Below are 18,396 nucleotides of genomic sequence, written 5' to 3' on the forward strand. Positions count from 1 at the left end.
GGGGTGACTATCTTCGTGGTCCATGACGGCTGGCGACGGAGACGCCGAACCGCTGCGCGTGCCACCGTGGCTCGCCGGGCTCGGCGCCGATCCGGACCGTCCCGCCGGCGCCTTCCGCCCCGACCCGGACGACGCTCCCGACCCGGCTGACACCGCCGCTCCTGTTCCCACGATCCAGGACGACCGCGTCCCTGCAGATGAGACGCCGGGCGGCGCCGCGGACTGGGCCGCGGCACCCGGCCGCGACGGCTGGCACGTCGCCGAGGAGCCGTCGGAGCTCCGCGGGCTGTGGGTGTCCTGGCGGTCGCGGCTGATCGTGGCCGGCGTCGCCGCGGCCGTGTCGCTGCTGGTCATCCTGCTGGTGTCGGTGCTGTTCGGCGACGCGGACCCCGGCCGCCGGACCGCCACCCCGGCCGGCACCGCGCCCTCGCGGCCGCCGGCCCCGCCGCCCACCGACGCGCCGTCGATGTCCCCCACGCCGGCGGCCACCACCTCGGCGCCGCGGCCGGCGCCGCCGTCGGCGACCGCCGTACGGACGACGGCGGAGCCGCCGAAGTTCGGGCCGGTCACGTACGAGGCCGAGGCGCCCGGCAACACCCTCGGCGGCTCGGCGTGGGTGGACCGCTACCCCGGCGCCTCCGGCGGCTCGATCGTGCGCAACCTCGGCGACTGGGGCAGCCGCGACGGCGACGGCGTGCTCCGCTTCGCCACCGTCGACGTCCCGGTCGCCGGCACGTACACGCTGAAGCTCTTCCACGTGAACATCGACAACGAACGCACCCGGACGGCCGTCGTCACGGTCGCCGGCAGCGACCCGCAGCGGGTCACGCTCACCGGCGGATCGACGTGCTGCACCGCGTCGACGCTCAAGGTCCAATTGCGCAAGGGCGGCAACACGATCTCGGTCGGCAACCCGGACGGCCACGCCCCGTCGGTCGACCGGATCGTGCTCAGCCTGCCCTGAACCGGGACGCACGTGCCGATATCGACCCCCGTCTTGACTGACCATCGTTGATGTGTCTACCGTCCTAACACGCTTTTAACAAAGTTTCCTAACTGTTGGTGAGGTGAACGTGAAACGATCCCTTCGCCAGGTCCTCCTGGTCGGGGCCGTCGTCGCCGCCGTGGCCGGAGCGACCGCTGTCGTGCCACTGGTTCAGGCAAACGCCGCCGCCGCATGCGCCCCCGCATGGAGCGCCTCGGCCGTCTACGTCAAGGACAACGTCGTCTCGTACCAGAGCCACAACTACACCGCCAAGTGGTGGACCACCAACGAGGTGCCGACCGCCAGCGGCCAGTGGGGCGTGTGGGCCGACAACGGGGTCTGCGGTGGCGGGACCGATCCCACCACCGCGCCGCCGACCTCGAAGCCGCCGACGTCGCAGCCGCCCACCTCGCAGCCCCCGCCGCCGCCCGGCGGCAAGAACGTCGTCGGCTACTTCGCCGAGTGGGGCGTCTACGCCCGCAACTACCACGTGAAGAACATCGTCACCAGTGGCTCAGCGTCGAAGCTGACCCACATCCTGTACGCCTTCGGCAACACCAGCGGCGGGCAGTGCTCCATCGGTGACTCCTACGCCGACTACGACAAGGCGTACACGGCGGCCGACTCGGTCGACGGCGTCGCCGACACCTGGGACACCGGCGCGCTGCGCGGCAACTTCAACCAGCTGCGCAAGCTCAAGCGGCTGTACCCGAACATCAAGGTGATCTGGTCGTTCGGCGGCTGGACCTGGTCCGGCGGCTTCACGCAGGCGGCGGCGAACCCGACCGGCTTCGCGAACTCCTGCTACAACCTGGTCAAGGACTCCCGCTGGGCCGACGTCTTCGACGGCATCGACATCGACTGGGAGTACCCGAACGCCTGTGGCCTGAGCTGCGACGCCAGCGGCCCGGCCAGCTACAACAACGTCATCACGGCGCTGCGCAACAAGTTCGGGCAGAGCTTCCTGATCACCTCGGCGATCTCGGCGGACGGCTCCAACGGCGGCAAGCTCGACGCGGCCGACTACGCCTCCGGCATCTCCAAGCTGAACCTGGTCTTCCCGATGACCTACGACTACTACGGCGCCTTCAGCCCGCAGGGACCGACGGCACCGCACTCGCCGCTGAACTCCTACTCGGGCATCCCGACGCAGGGCTTCTGGTCCGACGCGGCGATCCAGAAGCTCAAGTCCAAGGGCGTTCCGGCCAGCAAGATGCTGCTCGGCATCGGCTTCTACGGCCGCGGCTGGACCGGCGTCACCCAGGCCGGCCCCGGCGGCACCGCGACCGGCCCGGCGCCCGGCACGTACGAGCAGGGCATCGAGGACTACAAGGTCCTGAAGAACTCCTGCCCGGCCACCGGCACCGTGGGCGGCACGGCCTACGCCAAGTGCGGCAGCAACTGGTGGGGCTACGACACCCCGGCCACCATCGCGGGGAAGATGACCTACGCCAAGCAGCAGGGCCTCGGCGGAGCCTTCTTCTGGGAGTTCTCCGGCGACACCAGCAACGGCGAGCTCATCACCGCCATCAAGAACGGTCTCGCCTGACACCGATGAACGGTCTCACCTGACCCGGTGAGACGTCGCGCCGCCGCAGCCGGTCCCGGGCTGCGGCGGCGCGGCCGTTCCGGCGGGCCGCACCGGGGCGGCGGGCTACTCCGGGCCGGCGGGCTTCTCCAGCGCGCGGATCTCGACCCACAGCGCCCGCAGCCGCTCGACCTCCCGGTCGCTGCGCCCGAACACCTCGAGCATGTCGTCGACGTGGTGCCACTTCGGCGACCGCTCACCGATCCCGTTCAACACCCGGAACACGGTCGACTTCGAGATCCCGACCTGTCCCGCGATCACACTGTACGAAGGTTCCCCGGCCTCCCGATGCGCTTCCATCAGCTCCTCGGCCAGCCGCCTGCGCAGTGCCCCCAACCTGACGCCGTCGTCCATCATCCAAGCATGCCGATGAATGCCGCCCCGGTAAAGCGCGACCGCGGGGCACGGCGGTGACGGAGAGCGCATGATGGGACCATGGTGTTCCGTCGATCGCTCAGGCAGGACCGGGTTCAGCACGCATTGGCCGCCGCGGTGTACGAGGGCGACCGCCGGGCCCGGGAGCGGGTCGAGCGGTGGTGGGCGGCCGGCGGGGACGAGCGGGAGAAGGTGTGGCGCGGGGCCTGGTTCCTGCTCAGCGCGGCGTCGTTCCGGTTCGGCAACCACGAGCGGCCGGCGCGGGTCGCCCCGGTGCTGGAGTTCCTGCTGGAGCCGGACCCCACGGCGGGCTACCGGCCGCAGGTCCGGCTGACCGCGTGCCTGCCGCAGACCGCCGAGGACCCGCCGAGCGGCGCGTACATGGGCGACCCGTATGTCCAGCACATCGTCGAGGCCGCCCTCGGGTTCCCTGACGAGCGGCTGCGGCAACGGCTGGCCGACCTGCTGGCGGGCACCGACCAGCCCGGACTGCTGGACGCGCTGGAGGTCGCGGTCCGGCCGTACGCGCGGCCGGGCCCCCGGTTCGTCGGCACCGCGCCGGCCGGACGGGACGCGCGGCAGGACATGTGGCTCGGCGAGAAGGGGGCGCTGCTACGCATCGTCCTCGCCAACCCCGAGCTGCCCCGCCCGCCCACCGACCCCGGCGACGTCGACCTGGCCCTGATCGCGGTGCTGAAGCAGCGGCCGGACCTGCTGCCGGCGTTCGACCAGGGGGCGCTCGCCGCTCGCCTCGTCGAGTACGCCGGCACCGACCTGCCCGAGGACGCCCTCGACCTGTGCCGCCGCGCGCTGCGCGGGTTCACGTCGCCGGAAGCCGTCGCGATGGTGTGCGAGCAGGCGGTCCTCGGCAACCCTGCGGCGGTCGCCGCGGCCCGCGACGCCGGCTACCGGCACGCCTGGACGTCCGGCCTGCTGCTGCTCACCCGCCAGTTCGACGCCTACCGCGAGCACGACCCCGACGGGCGGGTCCTGCAGCTGGCGTGCGCCCTCGACACACCGGCGGTCAAGGAGGACGTCGTCGTCGGCCGGGTGCTGGAGCTCCTGGACACCGACCCGCCCGAGGACGTCGCCGCGGCCGTCCGCCGGTCCCTGCGCGGCCTCGGCGCCGGGACCGGCGACGCGATGCAGGACCTTCGCCGCCGGTGGATGCGCGGCGCGCTCCTGGACCGCGCGGTGCGGCTGGAGCCGGAGGCGGTCGCGGCCGTCGTCGACGCGGGCTACCTGCCCGACGACGACGAGCTGGCCCTGCTGCCGTTGCTGTTCCTCACCGAGCAGTTCGACCGGTACGACCAGGAGGACCCCGACGGCACGAAGCTGCGCGCCGCCCTGGCCGAGCGGCGCCACCGGTACGAGCACGAGCACTTCCGGACCGTCGCCGAACGCTCCGGGCGCGACGACCCGTGGCCGCCGTACGAGCCGCCACCGCAGCGCTACCGGTCGGGTGTGCACGCCACCACCTGGCCGAGCAGCATCGGTGGTGGCGGCCACTCGATCGGCGGGTACTTCTGACTACTTGACGAGGACCGGCGCCTCCTCGACCGCCTGCTCGGTGGCGGGCGCGCGGCGGGAGGCGCCGGTCCGGGCGTGCGTCGAGTAGACGGTGAGGCCGACGAACGTGATGCCGCCGACGAGGTTGCCGATGACGGTCGGGATCTCGTTCCAGATGAAGTAGTCCGCGATCGAGAAGTCGCCGCCGAGCATCAGCCCGGACGGGAAGAGGAACATGTTGACGATGGAGTGCTCGAAGCCCATGTAGAAGAAGACCAGGATCGGCATCCACATGCCGATGACCTTGCCGGACACGCTGCTGGAGATCATCGCGGCGACGACGCCGGTCGAGACCATCCAGTTGCACAGGACGCCGCGGATGAAGAGGGTCAGCATGCCCGCGGCACCGTGGTCGGCGTAACCGACCGTCCGGCTCTCACCGATCTTGCCGAGCGCCTGGCCGACGGCGTTCGGCTCGACCGTGAACGCGAAGGTGAAGATCACCGCCATCATCACGGCGACGGTCAGCGCGCCGGCGAAGTTGCCGATGAAGACCAGGCTCCAGTTGCGCAGCACGCCGCGTAACCGCACCCCGGGACGCTTGTCGATCAGCGCGAGAGGCACCAGCGTGAACACCCCGGTGAGCAGGTCGAAGCCCAGCAGGTACAGCAGGCAGAACCCGACCGGGAAGAGCAGGGCGCCGAGGAGAGGCTGGCCGGTCTGCACGGTGACCGTGACCGCGAACGCGGCGGCGAGGCAGAGGATCGCACCCGCCATGTACGCCCGGATCAATGTGTCCCGGGTGGACATGAAGACCTTCGCCTCACCGGCGTCGATCATCTTCCTGGCGAGTTCAGGTGGGGTCACATACGACACAGCGTTGCTCCTCCGGGGCGGGTGGGGGCGCCGCAGACATGATTGCCCGGACGTTTCCGGTGCGGATCGAGTCTGCGGAGCGCCTGTCACCAACATGGTGCGCGATCGAGAGCCCCGGGTCACGTCGCGCTCACTGACAGCGCACACCCAGTGCGACGTCAGTCCTCCAGCGTCCGGCGCAGCCGGTCGACGGCGCGCAGGATCTCCGCGCGGTGCTTCGCCGCCTTCATCCAGGCCGGCAGCCGCGCGACCAGGGTCATGCCGCCGGGCCCGTCGCCACGCTCCCGCAGCCTGGCACCGACGTAGCCGTCCAGGAGGTCCAGGTGCCGCCGGTTGAACGCCCACAGGACGTGCCCGCCGCAGCATTCGGCGCGCAGCCACAGCGGCTCGCGGAAGTACGGGTCGACCGGGCCGCCCCAGACGGAGCTCGCCCCCGCCTGCGCCTCGACGACGTACCCGCAGGCGGCACACGCGAGCCGCCGGCCGCCGCCGGGTCGCGGGACGTCCACGGCGCGCCGCCCGCACCGGGGGCACACCACCAGGATGTCGCCGGCCGCCAGCTCGTACAGGTCGGCCAGCGGGTCCTGGAAGCGGTGCCCACCCGTCACAGGACGTGGGCGCCGGCGAGCCGGCTGGCCAGCTCGGCGCTGCGGGCCGCGAACGGCGCCCAGGCGTCCGGCGTCCGGTCCAGGAACCGCTGCGCGTTGGCCTTCCGGCAGGCGCGCTGCGTCCAGGTGCACAGCCGGCCGCCCTTGACGTGGAAGCGGACCAGGAGGTCGTCGGCCCAGCCGTACACCTCGCAGTCGGCGGCGCCGTCGACCGTCACCTTCTGCTCGGCGACGAGCCAGTCGATGGCCTCGATCTCCTCCTGTACGCGCTGCGCCACCTCGAACGCGAGGCCCTCCGACGCCCGGTCCCGCTGCCGCGTGAGCAGCTCCCGCACCGCGTCGATCGCGGCCCGCTCCCGCCGCAGCACCCCGGCGGTGGCGGCGACGAGGGCGTCGCGGTCGGCGGCGTCGACGCCGCGGATCCGGGCCATGTCCCGCTCCGAGCCGGTGAGCCGGTCGCCGGTGTACCCGAGCGGCAGCACCCGGCCCAGCCCGTTCAGCGCCAGCCGCGCCTTCGTCCCGCCCAGGTACGGGCCGAACACGTCCTGCGCACCGGGCTCGAACGGCCCGTGATCGACGACGAGCCGCGGCACGCCGCCTCGGCGGTCGAGGCGAAGGTAGATCGGCACCTCCAGGCCGCCACGGATCCGGTTCCAGCGCGGCTTCGACCGCTCCAGCAGGTTGCGCTCCAGCCACGCGGCCTCGTGCACCGAGTCGCACACGACCGCCTCGACCTGCACGATCTGCGCCACCATCCGCTTGAGGTGCCGCCTGCCGCGCAGGTCCGACCAGTACGAGCCGACCCGCTGCCGCAGGTCGGTGGCGCGCCCGATGTACAGCACCTTGCCGTTCTCGTCGCGGAACCGGTACACACCGGATGTCTTCGGCAGGCTCGCCACCGCCGCCCGCGCCGCCGTCGTCACGCCCGGCATCCTACGGCGCTCAGCTGGGCTGTTGCCGCCAGGTGAGCTGTTTGGTGAAGCGCAGCAGCGTCCCGGTCCCGTCGACCGACACCACGTCGAGCCCGTCCACCACGGCCGCGACCATCTGCAGCCCTCGCCCCGAGTCGGCCCACACATCGCCGGGCCCGACGGTGGACGGGTCGAAGCCGCCCCCGTCGTCCGTCACCTCGATCACGCAGCGGTCGCCGTGGACGGTCACGTCGACGTGGTACGTCGTGGCGAGGCCGGCGTGCTCGATGACGTTGGTGCACGCCTCGGTCAGCGCCAGCCGGATGTCGTCGCGGCACTCCTCCTCGACGCCCGCCCCGGCCAGGGCCCCGTCCAGCATGCGGCGGGTCTGCCCCACCCGTGCCGACTCCCGCGGCAGATCCAGCGACATCTGCAGATGTACCGCGTCGGTCATGTACTCGCTCCCAGCCTCGTCCGGATGCCGCACGGGGTACCCCACGAACGCCCCCGCGTAACCGGCCTACGATCACGACGCTCGGATTTGTCGGCGGGGTCGGGGGCGGAGCGGTGCAATACGTGCGGCTGGGCGGGACCGGGTTGCGGGTCTCGCGGATCTGCCTGGGCATGATGAGCTACGGCGACCCGGCCAGAGGCAGCGGCTGGGTGCTCACCGACGCCGGCGCCGAGCCGCTCGTGCGGCGGGCCGCCGACGCCGGCATCACCTTCTTCGACACCGCCGACATGTACTCCGCGGGCACCAGCGAGGAGGTCACGGGGCGGCTGCTCGCGAAGATCTTCCCCAGGCGGGACGACTACGTGCTCGCCACCAAGGTCTACTTCCCGATGGGCAAGGGTCCCAACGACCGCGGCCTGTCACGCAAGCACATCCACGCCGCGATCGACGGATCGCTGCGCCGGCTCGGCACGGACCACGTCGACCTGTACCAGATCCACCGCTGGGACGACGAGACGCCGATCGAGGAGACGATGGAGGCGCTGCACGAGGTGGTGCGCGCCGGGAAGGCCCGCTACATCGGCGCGTCCAGCATGGCCGCGTGGCAGTTCGCCAAGGCCCAGCACACCGCCGACGCGCACGGCTGGACCCGGTTCTGCTCGATGCAGAACCACTACAACCTGCTCTACCGCGAGGAGGAGCGCGAGATGCTCCCGCTCTGCCGCGACCAGGGCGTCGGCGTCATCCCGTGGAGCCCGCTCGCCCGCGGCCTGATCGCGCGGGCCGGGTCGGCCCAGGCGGCCACGGCCCGAGCGTCCGGTGACGACGCCGGCCGCCAGCAGGCCCTCTACGGCCGCGGCGACGACCGCATCCTGCGGCGGGTCGCCGAGGTCGCCGCCGAGTCCGGCCTCCCGCCCGCGCAGGTCGGCCTGGCCTGGCTGCTGAGCCGCCCCGGCGTGACCGCCCCCATCGTCGGCGCCACCAAGCAGCAGCACGTCCTCGACGCGGTCGCAGCGGCCGATGTACGACTCACGCCGCAGCAGCTCCAGCGCCTCGAGGAGCCCTACCAGCCACAGCCCGTCCGCATGTAGACCCACCGGTGGCCCAGGGGTCGGATCCCTTGCCGCCACCGACCTGGGCCACCCAGGCCTCCCGCCAGGCGCGGTCGGCGGATTAGAGCCGATGGTGGGTGCCGGCCACAGCCTGGCGATGTTGCCAGGCGTGCTGCGCAGAGCCACGCCTCTGACGTGACGCCGGAGCAACGGTCGGGCCGCAACGTTGCCGGCGCGGCAGCGGTGCTTCAGTCCTCGCCGAGGTCAGAGGTCGTGGTGGCGGGGGTGCGGGCCGCGACGGTCGCGAAGGCGGTGACGAGGGCGGCGTTGACGACGACCGCGAGCCAGCCGATGTTGGCGATGTGCGCGACCGGCCAGGCGAGGGACGCGGCGGCGAGCAGGACGACCGTCCACAGTGGCTGGGTGCGGTGCAGGACGGCGGCGCCGAGCAGCAGGGTCAGCGGGAAGAACAGGCCGAGCGGCTTGATCAGGGTGGCGGCGCCGGACGCGTCGACGAGGTCGGTGTCGCCGAGGGAGACGTGGATGGTGTTGAAGCCGTAGGCGACGTTGCCGGCGGCGCCGAGGACGCCGACGACGAGCAGGACGGCGGCCAGGACGCCGCGGCCGAGGGCGACGAGCCGCAGCATGAGGACGATGTACGCGGTGGCGCCGAGCACGTGGAAGACGGCGGCGAGGGGGTCGTCCCAGCCGCGGGCCGCGTACAGGAAGTCGGCGATCAGGTAGATCACCGGGGCGACGAACAGTGACGCGGTCAGCACCCGGTCGACGGGTGTAGCAGAGCGAGCGGTCATGGCGTGCTCCTGAGAGGTGTGGGTACCCGTACCCTCGCCGCAGCGGTCGTCCGGGGCATCGGGGCCGGCCCTGGAACATTGCCGGGTTAACCCTGGTCCCAGCGGGCGCATGCGCTGGCACGATGTGGACGTGGCACGCGACGGGACGCTGCGAGGGGCGGTGGGTGCGGCGACGGCCGTGCTGGTCGCCGGCGGCGCCGCGCTCGGCTGGCACGTCGGGAACCTGCACAACGGGCTGATCGCGACGGCGTTCACGGCGGTCGGGCTGTTCGTGCTGCGGCGCAGCCCGCGCAACCCGGAGGGGCGGCTGTTCGTCGCCACCGGCGTCGCGCACGCGGTGATGTACGCCGGACGCCAGTACGGTCTGCATCCGGGGCCGCTGCCGGGCGCGTCCTGGGTCGGCTGGTGCGGGGTGTGGCCGCTGCCGCTGGTCCTGGTGCTGATCGGTGTGACGGTGATGGGCTTCCCGACCGGGCGGCTGCCGTCGCCAGGCTGGCGGCCGGTCGTCGGCGTGCTCGGCGCCACCGGGCTGGTCCTGTCGGCGGTGTCGGCGCTGTGGCCGGTCGAGTACGCGCGGACCGGCCTCCTGGCCGCGCACCCGCTGCACCTGCCGGGCGCGGCGGCCGCCGAGGCGTTCTACGGGGTGGCGCGGCCCGTCGGGTACCTGCTGCTGCAGCTGACGTGGGCGGCGTGCGTCGTCGTCCGGATGCGCCAGGCGCGCGGCGACGAGGCGCGGCAGCTGCGCTGGTTCGTGTACGCCGTGACGGTGTCGGCGGCGGTGATGGTCGTCGGGCTCGCCGTCTGGCGCTCACCCGTGCCCGGTGCGCTGACCGCGCCGCTGATCGCGGCGGCGGCCGGTGCGGCGGTCCTCAAGTACCGCCTGTACGACATCGACCCGGTCATCAACCGGTCGCTGGTGTTCGGCGCGATGGCCGCGGCGGTGACCGCCGGCTACGCCGTCGTCGTGACCGGCGTCGGGCGGCTCGTCGACGGGCACGGCACGCTGCTGTCGCTGGCCGCCACCGGGGTGGTCGCGGTCGCGTTCGAGCCGTTGCGGCGCAGGGTGCAGCGGATCGCGGACCGGCTCGTGTACGGGCGGCGCGCCACGCCGTACGAGGCCCTCGCCCGGCTCTCGGCGCACCTGACGGCACCCGCGGGCGGGCTGCTCGACGGGATCTGCACCACCGTCGCCGACGCCGTGGGCGCCCACGAGGTCGTCCTGTGGACGGGCCCGCCGGACGCGCTGCGGGCCGTGTCGATCTGGCCCGCGGCATCGCTCGTACCGGACGGGACACGGCGACTGGAAGATCTCCAGGCCGTGCCCGTGCGGCACGACGGCGGGTTCCGCGGCGCGCTCACCGTGACGAAGGCGCCCGGCGAGCCGCTGTCGGCCGCCGAACAGCGTCTCGTCGGCGACCTGGCCGGTCAGGCGGGTCTGGTGCTGGAGCTGCGGGCGACCGCGCAGCGCCTGGTCGCGGCCGGTGACGCAGCCCGCCGCCGCCTCGAACGCGACCTGCACGACGGCGCGCAGCAGCGCCTGGTGACGGTCGCGATGGAGCTCGGCGGGGTGGTCCGCGCGGCGACCGCCGCCGGCGCCGACGACGTCGCCGCCCAGGCGTCCGCCGTGCGCGTGCGGCTGCTGGAGGCGACGGCCGAGCTGCGGGAGATGGCCCGTGGGTTGCACCCGGCGGTCCTCACGCAGGACGGCCTCGAGGCCGCGGCCGGGTTCCTCGCCGACCGCTCGCCGCTGCCGGTGCGGCTCACCGTGTCGGTGGGGCGGCGGCTGCCGGCCGAGGCGGAGGCGACCGCGTACTTCGTGGTGAGCGAGGGCCTGACGAACGCCGCCAAGCACTCCGGCGCCACCGTCGTCTCGGTGACGGTCTCGCTGACCGCCGCGGGTCTGGTCGTGGAGGTGGCGGACGACGGCACGGGCGGCGCGTCGGTGCGCCCCGGCAGCGGCCTGGAGGGGCTCATGGACCGGCTCGCGATCCTCGACGCGCGGCTGACCGTCGACAGCGGACCGTCCGGCACCCGCCTGCGGACGGTGATCCCGTGCGCGTGATGCTCGCCGACGACGGCGTCCTGTTCCGCGAGGGCATGGCCCGCCTCCTGGTCGAGGCGGGCTGCACCGTCACCGGTCAGGCCGGTGACGGTGCAGCGCTGCTCGCGCAGGTGCGGGCCGCTCCCCCGGACGTGGCGGTGATCGACCTGCGGATGCCGCCGGGCTTCGCCGCCGAGGGCATCGAGGCGGCGGCCGCGATCCGCGCGGCCGCGCCCGGCGTCGGGCTGATGCTGCTGTCGCAGTACCTGGAGGTGCACCACGCGCTGCGGCTCATCACCGAGTTCGACGGTGGTGTCGGGTACCTGCTGAAGGACCGGGTGTCGGACCTGACCGCGTTCGCCGTCGACCTGCGCCGCGTCGCGCACGGCGACACCGTCATCGATCCGGAGCTCGTCTCCAGGCTCGTCGCCCGCCGCCGCGAACGCGACCCGCTCGACGACCTCACCGACCGCGAGCGCGCGGTGCTCGCCCTGATGGCGCAGGGCCTGTCCAACGCGGCGGTCGCGGCCGACCTGCACCTGGCCGTCAAGACCGTCGAGGCGCACGTGACGTCCATCTTCACCAAGCTCGGCCTGGTCCAGCACGAGCGCGAGCACCGCCGCGTCCTCGCCGTCCTCACCTTCCTGCGCGCCTGAGGCTACGATGCGCACCGTGAGCTCCCCGCTGACGGTGCGCCCGGCCAGGGTCGAGGACGTCGCGCAGATGGCGCGGGTGATCGTCCGGTGCTGGCGGGAGACGTACCGCGGGCTCATGCTGGACACGGTCCTCGACGACCCCGGTCTCGTGCCCGCGCGGGAGCGGTTCTGGACCGCCGCCCTGACCGACGAGCGCTACCGCGCCAACCGCGTGGCCGTCGCCGAGCGGGACGGCTCGCTGATCGGCGTCGCAATGTCCGGGCCGCCGCTGGACCCCGCGGCGGCGTGGACACGGCAGCTATACGTGCTCTACGTGCACGCCGAGGATCACGGCACGGGCGCCGGGACGGCCCTGCTGGAGGCGGTCCTCGACCCCGGCGGGTCGGCGGCGCTGTGGGTGGCCGACCCGAACCCCCGCGCGCAGGCGTTCTACCGCAGGCACGGCTTCGTCGCCGACGGGACCGCCCAGGACGACGAGGACGGGGTCCGGGAGGTCCGCATGGTCCGTCGCAGGCACCGGCACTCGGACCTCGGCGTGTTCGAGGGGTCGGCGTTCGAGTGGCGCGCCATGACGCCGTCGCGGCTGGGCGGCACAGACGAGGTGGCGCTCTGTCTGACGCCGATCGGCGGGGTCGACGACGACCAGGGCCCGCTCTTCGACACGGCCGCCGACGTCGTGCGCCGCCTCGACCCGCACGCGCTGCGGCGCGCCGTCGCCGAGGCATGCCTGGAGCTGTACAACGACACCTGGCGGCAGGACGACGTCGAGCTGGACGAGGCGGCGTTCACCGCCCGCATCACCCCGACCGCCGTCGACATCACCGAGGAGGACCTCACGGTCCACCTCGACGACGGCGGGCTCTTCGGGCAGCACTCCATCGTCGTGTCCCTCGACCTGGACCTGACGGTCACCGACGTCAAGCTCGCCGGTTGACGTTGCCGGCAGGATGAACCTTCCGGGCCTCCGCGCCGACTGTACTGGCGAAGGAGGGTCGATGAGCGATGAGTTGCTGGTGGTCCGCTGCCAGCTGGGTGAGCGGGAAGCCTTCACGGAGCTGGTGCGGGCCTGGCATCCGACCGTCGAACGGTACGTCGGGCGGATGCTCGGCGGGTCGGACGACGACGTGGTGCAGGAGATCTGGCTCGCCGTCGTCAAGGGATTGCCGCGGCTGCGGCAACCGGACCGGTTCGCGCCGTGGCTGTTCACCGTGGCGCGCCGGGCAGTGATGAACAGGCTGCGGGACGTGTACACGCGCCCGGCGCATGAACCGGTTAACCGTGCCGGGGACGACCAGGCGGACGCCGTCGTCAACCGCGAGGCGCTCACCGGTGCCCTGGCAGCACTGCCGCCCCGGGAGCGGGAGGTCCTGATGCTGTTCTACCTCGAGGACATGCCCCTGGAGGCGTGCGCGCAGATCTGCGCGGTGCCCGTCGGCACGGTCAAGTCGCGGCTCCACCGGGCCCGCACGTTGTTACGGCACGAACTGGAGCAGAAGGGGTACGAGGGATGACGCCGGAAGACTTGCTGGCACGGCTCGGCGCGCCACTGTCGCTGCGCAGGCGCGTCGGATACCTGGTCCTGACCTTCGCCGCGCTGACCGGCAGCGGGCTGATCGGCCTGCTCTGGGCGACGGAGCCCGGCCTGCCGCCGCGGACGAAGGTCGCCTTCGCGGTGCTGATGGCGATCGGGCTGGGCTGGGCAGCGTTCGGCGGGTGGGCCCTCACCCGGCGCACGCCGCTGTTCGCCCGGGACCGCGTGATCGCCGGGTGGCTCGGCGTCGGCGCCTGGCTGGCCTTCACCGTCGGCGCGTTCATCATCACCACGCTGCGGCACAAGGTCGAGCCGTCGCTGCTGGCGGTGGTGGTCACACTGGGCGTCGTGGCCGTCGTGCACCTGCGGGTGGCCCGCCGGGCACGGGCGGCGCTGCTACGGCGCAGGACCGAGCTGACCGGACGATGAACGGGCCGGGTCGCGGCGGCATGACCGCACCGTGACCGGCGTCGGGTCGGGCAGCCTGACCGCACCGTGAACGGGCCGGGTCGCGGCGGCCTGAGCGCGCTGTGAGCGGGGGCGGGTCGGGGGCGGACTCTTCGTGACCCGGCCGGTGCACTTGCCGGTCTCGGCGCGGGCCGAGACCGGCAAGGCCGTCAGCCGGCGAGGGCGACGTCGCGCGGTGGGGCGGTGAAGTCGCGGACCGGCAGCGGGGCGAGGCCGTCGTGCTGGACCGCCGCGACCACGCCGATCGCGGCCTCCGGCACACCGGTGGGGATCGCGGCCTGGCCGGTGCGGGCCCACGGCGCGGTCGCGATCATGCCCGCCGTGGCGAGCTGGGGTCCGGCGACCACGACGGAGCAGGAGCGGCGGCTGTCGGTCACGCCCGACTGGCCGGCCACCGGGCGGCCGACGGTGGCCCGGACGGTGGTGGCGGGCACGGCACCGGCGCCGCAGCGGTCACCGAACGCGGACGAGTCGCCGACCGGGCAGCGGCCGGCGTCGATCGCGGCGCGGGCCACCTCGGGGCGCAGCACGGACTCGCACTTCGGCCCGACGCCGGGCACCTGCGCGCCGGTGGCGTCGGTGACCTTGACGGCGGGCAGCGGGTCGCAGCGGGTGCCGTCGGCGGCGAGGGTCGCGTACGCGTTGGCCAGGTCGAGCGTGCTGGTCGCCGAGACGCCGAGGGTGAACGCGCCCCACATCGCGCTGTTCTTGCCCAGCATCTGGTCGTCCCTGCCGCGGAAGGTGATGCCCAGGCGCTGCGCGAGGGCGACGGCCTTCTCCACGCCGACCTGCTCCGCGAGCGCCACGAAGTAGGTCACCACCGTGTGGCCGAACGCGTCCCACATGGTCCGCCGCCCCGACTGGTACGCCGTGTCACCGGTGTTCGAGGGGCAGTAGTACCCGCCGCCGCAGGCCATCGGGCTCTGCGGATCGATGCGGAACTTCGACTGGTACACCTTCTTCGTGTCGATCGCGTGATCCAGTGTCAGCCCGCTCTCCAGCGCCGCGGCGAGGGTGAACATCATGAACGGCGCGCCGGCCTGTGTACCGGGCATGTTCTCGTCGCCGGCGATGAGCGCGTCCGTCGCGTCCGGCCCCGTGTACGGCCACACCGGTCCGTCCGCACCCGCCGGCGCGCTCGGGCTCGCGGCGGCCGTGCGGCGGAAGTTCCGGTTCACGGCCATCGCCCTGATCAGCCCGGTGCCGGGCTCGATCGACGCGAGGGAGAACACCTTCGGGTCCGTGACCGGCACGAGCGCGTCGACCCGCTGCTTGGCGCCGGCCTGCAGCTTCGGATCGAGCGAGCCGACGATGCGGAGCCCGCCCTGCCGCAGCCGATCGGTGCGCTCCGCCCTGTCGGCGCCGAACGCCTCCTGCCCCTGCCACCAGGTGACGACGGTGTCGCAGAAGAACCCCCAGTCGTTCACCGGCGCCCGCAGGCAGCTCTCCCGCGGGTCCTCCGCGCCGAACCGCGCGATCAGTGTGGTGCCGTCCGCCGCGAACAACTCCGACGCCCGGGCCGCCGGCGCGGGTGCCGCCTTCGGCGGGTCGGTGTCCCTGGACCGCCAGACCGCGATGCCGGCCACGGCGGCGACGACCAGGACCACCACCGCCAGCGCCACCGGGCGCCGCCCACCCGGCCCGTCCCGGTGCGCCGACTCGATGATCGACACGTTCGGCCCATCCCCCGCCACCGCAGCCCCCGCCACTCGCTTGTCGACCGCTCGTCGTACAGGTGGATGTTATCGACTCACGCCGCTGCCCGGTGCCCGCCGGAGGTTCGTGCCCGCCATCCTGTCCGGCGCCTGCTCCGACGTCGGCACCGCCTACACCGGCTTACCGACCGGCGCCTGGCCGCCGGCCCGCCTCGGCACCGAGCGGGCCGGCCGTTCTCCTCGTAGGGTCGGAAGGACGAGGAAGGATGACGATGGAACAGATCACCTCGAAGGACGGCACGACGATCGCGTTCGACCGGATCGGGCACGGGCCGCCGGTGGTGCTGGTCGCCGGGTCGGCCTCGGACCGGACGGACAGGACTCCCCTGGCGCGGCACCTCGCCACCGAGCTCACCGTCCTGAACTACGACCGCCGCGGCCGTGGTCCCAGCGGTGACACGCAGCCCTACGCGGTCGAGCGCGAGATCGAGGACATCGCGGCGGTGATCGACGCGGCGGGCGGCGAGGCCGGGCTGTTCGGGGGTTCCTCCGGCGCGGCGCTGGCGATGCTCGCGGCGGGCGCCGGGCTCCCGGTCACGAAGCTCGTGATGTGGGAGCCGCCGTACCTGCCGGAGGGCATGCCGACGCCGCCGCCGGACCACGTCAGGCAGCTCGAGGCGATGGTCGCCGAAGACCGGCGCGACGACGCGGTCGAGTACTTCATGTCGACGGTCGTCGGCCTGCCGGCGGAGGCCGTCGCCGACATGCGCCGGAAGCCGTTCTGGGCCGAGTCCGTCGCGCTCGCGCACACGCTCGCCTACGACGCCCGCATCCTGGGCGACTACCGGATCCCGGCCGACCGGGCGAAGCACCTGACGGTGCCGACGCTCGTGCTGGCGGGCGGCGCCGACATGCCGTTCATGCGCGACACCGCGGCGGCCCTCGCCGGGCTCCTCCCGGCCGGCGAGGCGCGGTTCCTCGACGGCCAGCCCCACAACGTCGACGCGGCGGCCCTCGCCCCCGTCCTGAGAGCGTTCTTCGCCCACTGAACCGCCGCCGTCCCTGATTGATCGAATGGCGGATCCGGTCCATGGCGACCGGGTCCGCTGTTCGATCGTGAGCAAGCCAGGGAATGCTGCGCGCAGGCGCGGAAGCCGCCGCGCGGCGAGGCGCGCAGGAGCGCAGCGAGCATGGGGGCCGCGGGTGGGAACCCCCGCCCCGCGCCGGCAGGCGCGGAGCTGGCACAGCGCACGCCGGCCGCGGAAGGCGCCTTCCGCGACCGGGGTGCCTACCCTGCTCGGCGTCGGCGTCGCCTTGCAGGGTGTCGTCCGCAGGTCTGCGAGCGGTGGGTCCGCTCATCGAACCATGGACAACCCTCGACACTGAGTGAACATCGGAGGTATCGGTTCGTCAAGAAGGGTGCCGAACTTCTGTCCGAGCGAACAAAAGCGGCAGGTTCCAAGATTTTGCCCCTTGCCCAGTGGTGGCGAAGCCTGCTAGACATCGGATGTCTTCGCACGGCTTGCGGCACCAGACCGAGGGAGGGGCCATGACCAACCGATTCGTGTCGCTGGACACCTACGACGTACGGTTCCCGACCTCCAGAGCGCTCGACGGCTCCGACGCGATGAACCCCGACCCCGACTACTCGGCCGCCTACGTGGTCATTCGTACCGACGAAGGGGCCGGCAAGGCGGAGCAGAGCGAGGGGCACGGGTTCGCGTTCACCATCGGGCGCGGCAACGAGATCCAGACCCGCGCGATCCAGGCCCTCGCCCCCTATCTCGTCGGACGTCTGGTGAAGGAGGTCCTCGACGACCTCGGCGGCCTGTACCGCGAACTCGTCTACGACTCGCAGCTGCGCTGGCTCGGCCCGGAGAAGGGCGTCATGCACATGGCGATCTCCGCGGTCGTCAACGCGCTGTGGGACCTGAAGGCGAAGCGGGCCGGGCTGCCGCTGTGGCGGCTGCTGTCGTCGATGCCGGCCGAGGAGATCGTCGACCTCGTCGACTTCCGGTACCTGTCGGACGCGCTCACCCCCCAGGAGGCGCTGCAGCTGCTCCGCCGCGGCGAGGACGGCCGGGAGGAGCGGATCCAGACGCTGCTGCAGCGCGGTTACCCCGCCTATGCCACGTCGCCCGGCTGGCTCGGCTACGACGACGCCAAGCTCGCCGCGCGCTGCCGCGAGGCGCTGGCGAGCGGCTTCACGCAGATCAAGCTCAAGGTCGGCGCCGACCTCGAGGACGACCTGCGCAGGATGAGGATCGCCCGGGAGGTCTGCGGTCCCGGGGTACGGATCGCGGTCGACGCCAACCAGCGGTGGGACGTCGGCACGGCCGTCGACTGGGTCCGGGCGCTCGCACCGTTCGACCCGTGGTGGGTCGAGGAGCCCACCTCCCCCGACGACGTCGTCGGGCACGCCGAGATCGCGCGCAGGATCGCCCCGATCCCCGTCGCGACCGGTGAGCACGTCCAGAACAGGGTCGTGTTCAAGCAGCTGCTGCAGCTCAACGCGGTCTCGTTCGTCCAGCTCGACGCCGCCCGCGTCGCCGGGGTCAACGAGAACGTCGCGATCCTGCTCCTCGCGGCGAAGTTCGGCGTGCCGGTCTGCCCGCACGCCGGCGGGGTCGGGCTCTGCGAGCTCGTCCAGCACCTGTCGATGTTCGACTACGTCGCGGTGTCGCGGACCATGCACGACCGGGTCATCGAGTACGTCGACCACCTGCACGAACACTTCACCGACCCGGTGCGCGTGGACCGGGGGCACTACCTGGCACCCCTCCAGCCAGGGTTCAGCTCCACCATGCGGGCCGAGAGCAGGGCCCGCTACGCCTTCCCGGACGGTCCCGTCTGGAACACCCCCTGAAGGAACCCG

General features: G+C 72.9%; 18 protein-coding genes. 11 read left to right on the top strand and 7 right to left on the bottom strand.

The annotated features are described in order from the left end of the window. Window positions 1–22: 22 nt before the first annotated feature. Both ACFY3L_RS04980 and ACFY3L_RS04985 read left to right on the top strand, forming a co-directional pair. Window positions 23–964 (top strand): hypothetical protein, encoded by a 942-nt coding sequence (locus ACFY3L_RS04980; RefSeq protein WP_389318798.1) that lies wholly within the window; start codon window positions 23–25, stop codon window positions 962–964. A 109-nt stretch (window positions 965–1,073) separates the two neighbouring features. Beyond that, window positions 1,074–2,534: a glycosyl hydrolase family 18 protein gene (locus ACFY3L_RS04985; protein WP_389318799.1), complete on the top strand. Its 1,461-nt coding sequence runs from the start codon at window positions 1,074–1,076 to the stop codon at window positions 2,532–2,534. A gap of 105 nt (window positions 2,535–2,639) precedes the next feature. Here ACFY3L_RS04985 and ACFY3L_RS04990 read toward each other — a convergent pair whose 3' ends face one another. Next, complete coding sequence (locus tag ACFY3L_RS04990; protein ID WP_389318801.1) at window positions 2,640–2,927, bottom strand: helix-turn-helix domain-containing protein; 288 nt, start codon at window positions 2,925–2,927, stop codon at window positions 2,640–2,642. Window positions 2,928–3,008: 81 nt separating this feature from the next. On the opposite strand from ACFY3L_RS04990, the gene ACFY3L_RS04995 reads away from it, so the two are divergent. Further along, entirely contained in the window at window positions 3,009–4,478 is a 1,470-nt protein-coding gene (locus ACFY3L_RS04995) for a hypothetical protein (protein WP_389318803.1), read from the top strand. On the opposite strand, the gene ACFY3L_RS05000 is transcribed toward ACFY3L_RS04995, so the two are convergent. The 4 genes from ACFY3L_RS05000 to ACFY3L_RS05015 form a co-directional block, all read right to left on the bottom strand. Next, window positions 4,479–5,333 (bottom strand): formate/nitrite transporter family protein, encoded by an 855-nt coding sequence (locus tag ACFY3L_RS05000; RefSeq protein ID WP_389318805.1) that lies wholly within the window; start codon window positions 5,331–5,333, stop codon window positions 4,479–4,481. A gap of 158 nt (window positions 5,334–5,491) precedes the next feature. Then, on the bottom strand, window positions 5,492–5,941 hold the full coding sequence (locus tag ACFY3L_RS05005; RefSeq protein ID WP_389318807.1) for a hypothetical protein: 450 nt from the start codon (window positions 5,939–5,941) through the stop codon (window positions 5,492–5,494). Next, complete coding sequence (locus tag ACFY3L_RS05010; protein WP_389318809.1) at window positions 5,938–6,864, bottom strand: GIY-YIG nuclease family protein; 927 nt, start codon at window positions 6,862–6,864, stop codon at window positions 5,938–5,940. The genes ACFY3L_RS05005 and ACFY3L_RS05010 overlap by 4 nt, the downstream gene beginning before the upstream one ends. Before the next feature lie 19 nt (window positions 6,865–6,883). Beyond that, window positions 6,884–7,306, bottom strand: coding sequence for an ATP-binding protein (locus ACFY3L_RS05015; protein ID WP_389318811.1), 423 nt, complete (start codon window positions 7,304–7,306; stop codon window positions 6,884–6,886). 170 nt (window positions 7,307–7,476) lie between these two features. On the opposite strand from ACFY3L_RS05015, the gene ACFY3L_RS05020 reads away from it, so the two are divergent. After that, window positions 7,477–8,397, top strand: coding sequence for an aldo/keto reductase (locus ACFY3L_RS05020; RefSeq protein ID WP_389319163.1), 921 nt, complete (start codon window positions 7,477–7,479; stop codon window positions 8,395–8,397). 209 nt (window positions 8,398–8,606) lie between these two features. Here ACFY3L_RS05020 and ACFY3L_RS05025 read toward each other — a convergent pair whose 3' ends face one another. Beyond that, window positions 8,607–9,170, bottom strand: coding sequence for a hypothetical protein (locus ACFY3L_RS05025; RefSeq protein ID WP_389318813.1), 564 nt, complete (start codon window positions 9,168–9,170; stop codon window positions 8,607–8,609). A 130-nt stretch (window positions 9,171–9,300) separates the two neighbouring features. Here ACFY3L_RS05025 and ACFY3L_RS05030 point away from each other — a divergent pair, with 130 nt between their 5' ends. The 5 genes from ACFY3L_RS05030 (at window position 9,301) to ACFY3L_RS05050 (ending at window position 13,827) form a co-directional block, all read left to right on the top strand. Continuing rightward, window positions 9,301–11,232, top strand: a complete 1,932-nt coding sequence (locus tag ACFY3L_RS05030) for a sensor histidine kinase (protein ID WP_389318815.1) — start codon at window positions 9,301–9,303, stop codon at window positions 11,230–11,232. Then, on the top strand, window positions 11,223–11,867 hold the full coding sequence (locus ACFY3L_RS05035; RefSeq protein ID WP_389318817.1) for a response regulator transcription factor: 645 nt from the start codon (window positions 11,223–11,225) through the stop codon (window positions 11,865–11,867). The genes ACFY3L_RS05030 and ACFY3L_RS05035 overlap by 10 nt, the downstream gene beginning before the upstream one ends. Window positions 11,868–11,883: 16 nt before the next feature. Beyond that, the gene (locus tag ACFY3L_RS05040; protein ID WP_389318819.1) at window positions 11,884–12,801 is read left to right on the top strand and encodes a GNAT family N-acetyltransferase; all 918 of its coding nucleotides are present in this window, start codon (window positions 11,884–11,886) and stop codon (window positions 12,799–12,801) included. A 61-nt stretch (window positions 12,802–12,862) separates the two neighbouring features. After that, window positions 12,863–13,378 carry an RNA polymerase sigma factor gene (locus ACFY3L_RS05045; RefSeq protein ID WP_389318821.1) on the top strand — a complete coding sequence of 172 codons (516 nt, stop codon included), beginning with the start codon at window positions 12,863–12,865 and terminating at the stop codon, window positions 13,376–13,378. Then, window positions 13,375–13,827 carry a hypothetical protein gene (locus ACFY3L_RS05050; protein WP_389318823.1) on the top strand — a complete coding sequence of 151 codons (453 nt, stop codon included), beginning with the start codon at window positions 13,375–13,377 and terminating at the stop codon, window positions 13,825–13,827. Before ACFY3L_RS05045 ends, ACFY3L_RS05050 begins: the two co-directional genes overlap by 4 nt. Before the next feature lie 188 nt (window positions 13,828–14,015). Here ACFY3L_RS05050 and ACFY3L_RS05055 read toward each other — a convergent pair whose 3' ends face one another. Continuing rightward, the gene (locus tag ACFY3L_RS05055) at window positions 14,016–15,539 is read right to left on the bottom strand and encodes a penicillin-binding transpeptidase domain-containing protein (protein WP_389318825.1); all 1,524 of its coding nucleotides are present in this window, start codon (window positions 15,537–15,539) and stop codon (window positions 14,016–14,018) included. A gap of 248 nt (window positions 15,540–15,787) precedes the next feature. Between ACFY3L_RS05055 and ACFY3L_RS05060 the strand changes: the two genes are divergently transcribed. Together ACFY3L_RS05060 and ACFY3L_RS05065 are read left to right on the top strand one after the other, a co-directional pair. Further along, window positions 15,788–16,570 (top strand): alpha/beta fold hydrolase, encoded by a 783-nt coding sequence (locus ACFY3L_RS05060; protein ID WP_389318827.1) that lies wholly within the window; start codon window positions 15,788–15,790, stop codon window positions 16,568–16,570. 500 nt (window positions 16,571–17,070) lie between these two features. Continuing rightward, window positions 17,071–18,387, top strand: coding sequence for an enolase C-terminal domain-like protein (locus tag ACFY3L_RS05065; protein ID WP_389318828.1), 1,317 nt, complete (start codon window positions 17,071–17,073; stop codon window positions 18,385–18,387). The last annotated feature ends 9 nt before the right edge of the window (window positions 18,388–18,396 follow it).

Origin of the sequence: Dactylosporangium sp. NPDC000521, from assembly GCF_042898305.1 — a bacterium.
In the GTDB taxonomy this organism is placed as follows: Bacteria; Actinomycetota; Actinomycetes; order Mycobacteriales; family Micromonosporaceae; genus Dactylosporangium.

Bases quoted from the DNA above. Each gene is read 5' to 3' on its own strand.
- ACFY3L_RS04980 (WP_389318798.1), top strand. From the start codon at position 23: ATGACGGCTGGCGACGGAGACGCCGAACCGCTGCGCGTGCCACCGTGG.
- ACFY3L_RS04990 (WP_389318801.1), bottom strand. From the start codon at position 2,927: ATGGACGACGGCGTCAGGTTGGGGGCACTGCGCAGGCGGCTGGCCGAG.
- ACFY3L_RS04995 (WP_389318803.1), top strand. From the start codon at position 3,009: ATGGTGTTCCGTCGATCGCTCAGGCAGGACCGGGTTCAGCACGCATTG.
- ACFY3L_RS05015 (WP_389318811.1), bottom strand. From the start codon at position 7,306: ATGACCGACGCGGTACATCTGCAGATGTCGCTGGATCTGCCGCGGGAG.
- ACFY3L_RS05020 (WP_389319163.1), top strand. From the start codon at position 7,477: ATGATGAGCTACGGCGACCCGGCCAGAGGCAGCGGCTGGGTGCTCACC.
- ACFY3L_RS05025 (WP_389318813.1), bottom strand. From the start codon at position 9,170: ATGACCGCTCGCTCTGCTACACCCGTCGACCGGGTGCTGACCGCGTCA.
- ACFY3L_RS05045 (WP_389318821.1), top strand. From the start codon at position 12,863: ATGAGCGATGAGTTGCTGGTGGTCCGCTGCCAGCTGGGTGAGCGGGAA.
- ACFY3L_RS05050 (WP_389318823.1), top strand. From the start codon at position 13,375: ATGACGCCGGAAGACTTGCTGGCACGGCTCGGCGCGCCACTGTCGCTG.
- ACFY3L_RS05060 (WP_389318827.1), top strand. From the start codon at position 15,788: ATGACGATGGAACAGATCACCTCGAAGGACGGCACGACGATCGCGTTC.
- ACFY3L_RS05065 (WP_389318828.1), top strand. From the start codon at position 17,071: ATGACCAACCGATTCGTGTCGCTGGACACCTACGACGTACGGTTCCCG.